Source organism: Streptomyces sp. NPDC014995, assembly GCF_043080745.1.
Classification (GTDB): domain Bacteria; phylum Actinomycetota; class Actinomycetes; order Streptomycetales; family Streptomycetaceae; genus Streptomyces.
The window spans coordinates 1-3238 of sequence record NZ_JBIBVX010000048.1 but is presented as its reverse complement, the minus strand read 5'-3'; the positions used below and the strand labels follow the sequence as shown (position 1 = coordinate 3238).

1 rRNA gene is annotated in these 3238 nt (G+C 56.9%); it reads right to left on the bottom strand.

Annotated elements, in window-relative coordinates:
- Positions 1-22: 22 nt before the first annotated feature.
- Positions 23-3143 (bottom strand): 23S ribosomal RNA (locus tag ACF1A1_RS39275).
- Positions 3144-3238: the final 95 nt, after the last annotated feature.

Genomic DNA, 3238 nt, shown 5'->3' with positions numbered 1-3238 from the left:
AACACAGTGGACGCGAGCAACTGAGGACAAGCCCTCGGCCTATTAGTACCGGTCACCTCCACACGTTACCGTGCTTCCAGATCCGGCCTATCAACCCAGTCGTCTACTGGGAGCCTTACCCTCTCAAGGAGGTGGGAATACTCATCTCGAAGCAGGCTTCCCGCTTAGATGCTTTCAGCGGTTATCCCTCCCGAACGTAGCCAACCAGCCATGCCCTTGGCAGAACAACTGGCACACCAGAGGTTCGTCCGTCCCGGTCCTCTCGTACTAGGGACAGCCCTTCTCAATATTCCTACGCGCACAGCGGATAGGGACCGAACTGTCTCACGACGTTCTAAACCCAGCTCGCGTACCGCTTTAATGGGCGAACAGCCCAACCCTTGGGACCGACTCCAGCCCCAGGATGCGACGAGCCGACATCGAGGTGCCAAACCATCCCGTCGATATGGACTCTTGGGGAAGATCAGCCTGTTATCCCCGGGGTACCTTTTATCCGTTGAGCGACGGCGCTTCCACAAGCCACCGCCGGATCACTAGTCCCGACTTTCGTCCCTGCTCGACCCGTCGGTCTCACAGTCAAGCTCCCTTGTGCACTTACACTCAACACCTGATTGCCAACCAGGCTGAGGGAACCTTTGGGCGCCTCCGTTACTCTTTAGGAGGCAACCGCCCCAGTTAAACTACCCATCAGACACTGTCCCTGATCCGGATCACGGACCCAGGTTAGACATCCAGCACGACCAGACTGGTATTTCAACGACGACTCCACCCCAACTGGCGTTGGGACTTCACAGTCTCCCAGCTATCCTACACAAGCCGAACCGAACACCAATATCAAACTGTAGTAAAGGTCCCGGGGTCTTTCCGTCCTGCTGCGCGAAACGAGCATCTTTACTCGTAGTGCAATTTCACCGGGCCTATGGTTGAGACAGTCGAGAAGTCGTTACGCCATTCGTGCAGGTCGGAACTTACCCGACAAGGAATTTCGCTACCTTAGGATGGTTATAGTTACCACCGCCGTTTACTGGCGCTTAAGTTCTCAGCTTCGCCACCCCGAAGAGTGACTAACCGGTCCCCTTAACGTTCCAGCACCGGGCAGGCGTCAGTCCGTATACATCGCCTTACGGCTTCGCACGGACCTGTGTTTTTAGTAAACAGTCGCTTCTCGCTGGTCTCTGCGGCCACACCCAGCTCGAGGAGCAAGTCCCCTCACCAGACGTGGCCCCCCTTCTCCCGAAGTTACGGGGGCATTTTGCCGAGTTCCTTAACCATAGTTCACCCGAACGCCTCGGTATTCTCTACCTGACCACCTGAGTCGGTTTAGGGTACGGGCCGCCATGAAACTCGCTAGAGGCTTTTCTCGACAGCATAGGATCATCCACTTCACCACAATCGGCTCGGCATCAGGTCTCAGCCACAAGTACGACGGATTTACCTATCGCACGGCCTACACCCTTACCCCGGGACAACCACCGCCCGGGCTGGACTACCTTCCTGCGTCACCCCATCACTCACCTACTACAAGTCTGGTCCGTCGGCTCCACCACTTTCCTTTCCCCGAAGGGTCCGGAACGGCTTCACGGACTTAGCATCGCCTGGTTCGATGTTTGACGCTTCACAGCGGGTACCGGAATATCAACCGGTTATCCATCGACTACGCCTGTCGGCCTCGCCTTAGGTCCCGACTTACCCTGGGCAGATCAGCTTGACCCAGGAACCCTTAGTCAATCGGCGCACACGTTTCTCACGTGTGTATCGCTACTCATGCCTGCATTCTCACTCGTCAACCGTCCACAACTACCTTCCGGTGCTGCTTCACCCGGCAGACGACGCTCCCCTACCCATCACGATCCCCGTTGGGGGTACATATCGCAATGACACGACTTCGGCGGTACGCTTGAGCCCCGCTACATTGTCGGCGCGGAATCACTAGACCAGTGAGCTATTACGCACTCTTTCAAGGGTGGCTGCTTCTAAGCCAACCTCCTGGTTGTCTGTGCGACTCCACATCCTTTCCCACTTAGCGTACGCTTAGGGGCCTTAGTCGATGCTCTGGGCTGTTTCCCTCTCGACCATGGAGCTTATCCCCCACAGTCTCACTGCCGCGCTCTCACTTACCGGCATTCGGAGTTTGGCTAAGGTCAGTAACCCGGTAGGGCCCATCGCCTATCCAGTGCTCTACCTCCGGCAAGAAACACACGACGCTGCACCTAAATGCATTTCGGGGAGAACCAGCTATCACGGAGTTTGATTGGCCTTTCACCCCTAACCACAGGTCATCCCCCAGGTTTTCAACCCTGGTGGGTTCGGTCCTCCACGAAGTCTTACCTCCGCTTCAACCTGCCCATGGCTAGATCACTCCGCTTCGGGTCTTGAGCATGCTACTGAAACGCCCTATTCGGACTCGCTTTCGCTACGGCTACCCCACCCGGGTTAACCTCGCAACACACCGCAAACTCGCAGGCTCATTCTTCAAAAGGCACGCAGTCACGAGAATGGAGCAAGCTCCATTCCGACGCTCCCACGGCTTGTAGGCACACGGTTTCAGGTACTATTTCACTCCCCTCCCGGGGTACTTTTCACCATTCCCTCACGGTACTATCCGCTATCGGTCACCAGGGAATATTTAGGCTTAGCGGGTGGTCCCGCCAGATTCACACGGGATTTCTCGGGCCCCGTGCTACTTGGGTGTCTCTCAAACGAGCCGCTGACGTTTCGACTACGGGGGTCTTACCCTCTACGCCGGACCTTTCGCATGTCCTTCGTCTACATCAACGGTTTCTGACTCGTCCTGTCGCCGGCAGACGACAGAAGAGAGATCCCACAACCCCGTACACGCAACCCCTGCCGGGTCTCACACGTATACGGTTTAGCCTCATCCAGTTTCGCTCGCCACTACTCCCGGAATCACGGTTGTTTTCTCTTCCTGCGGGTACTGAGATGTTTCACTTCCCCGCGTTCCCTCCACACTGCCTATGTGTTCAGCAGCGGGTGACAGCCCATGACGACTGCCGGGTTTCCCCATTCGGAAACCCCCGGATCAAAGCCTGGTTGACGACTCCCCGGGGACTATCGTGGCCTCCCACGTCCTTCATCGGTTCCTGGTGCCAAGGCATCCACCGTGCGCCCTTAAAAACTTGGCCACAGATGCTCGCGTCCACTGTGCAGTTCTCAAACAACGACCAGCCACCCATCACCCCGAACCAAACGATTCGAGTGCACTGGGGCCGGCATCCGA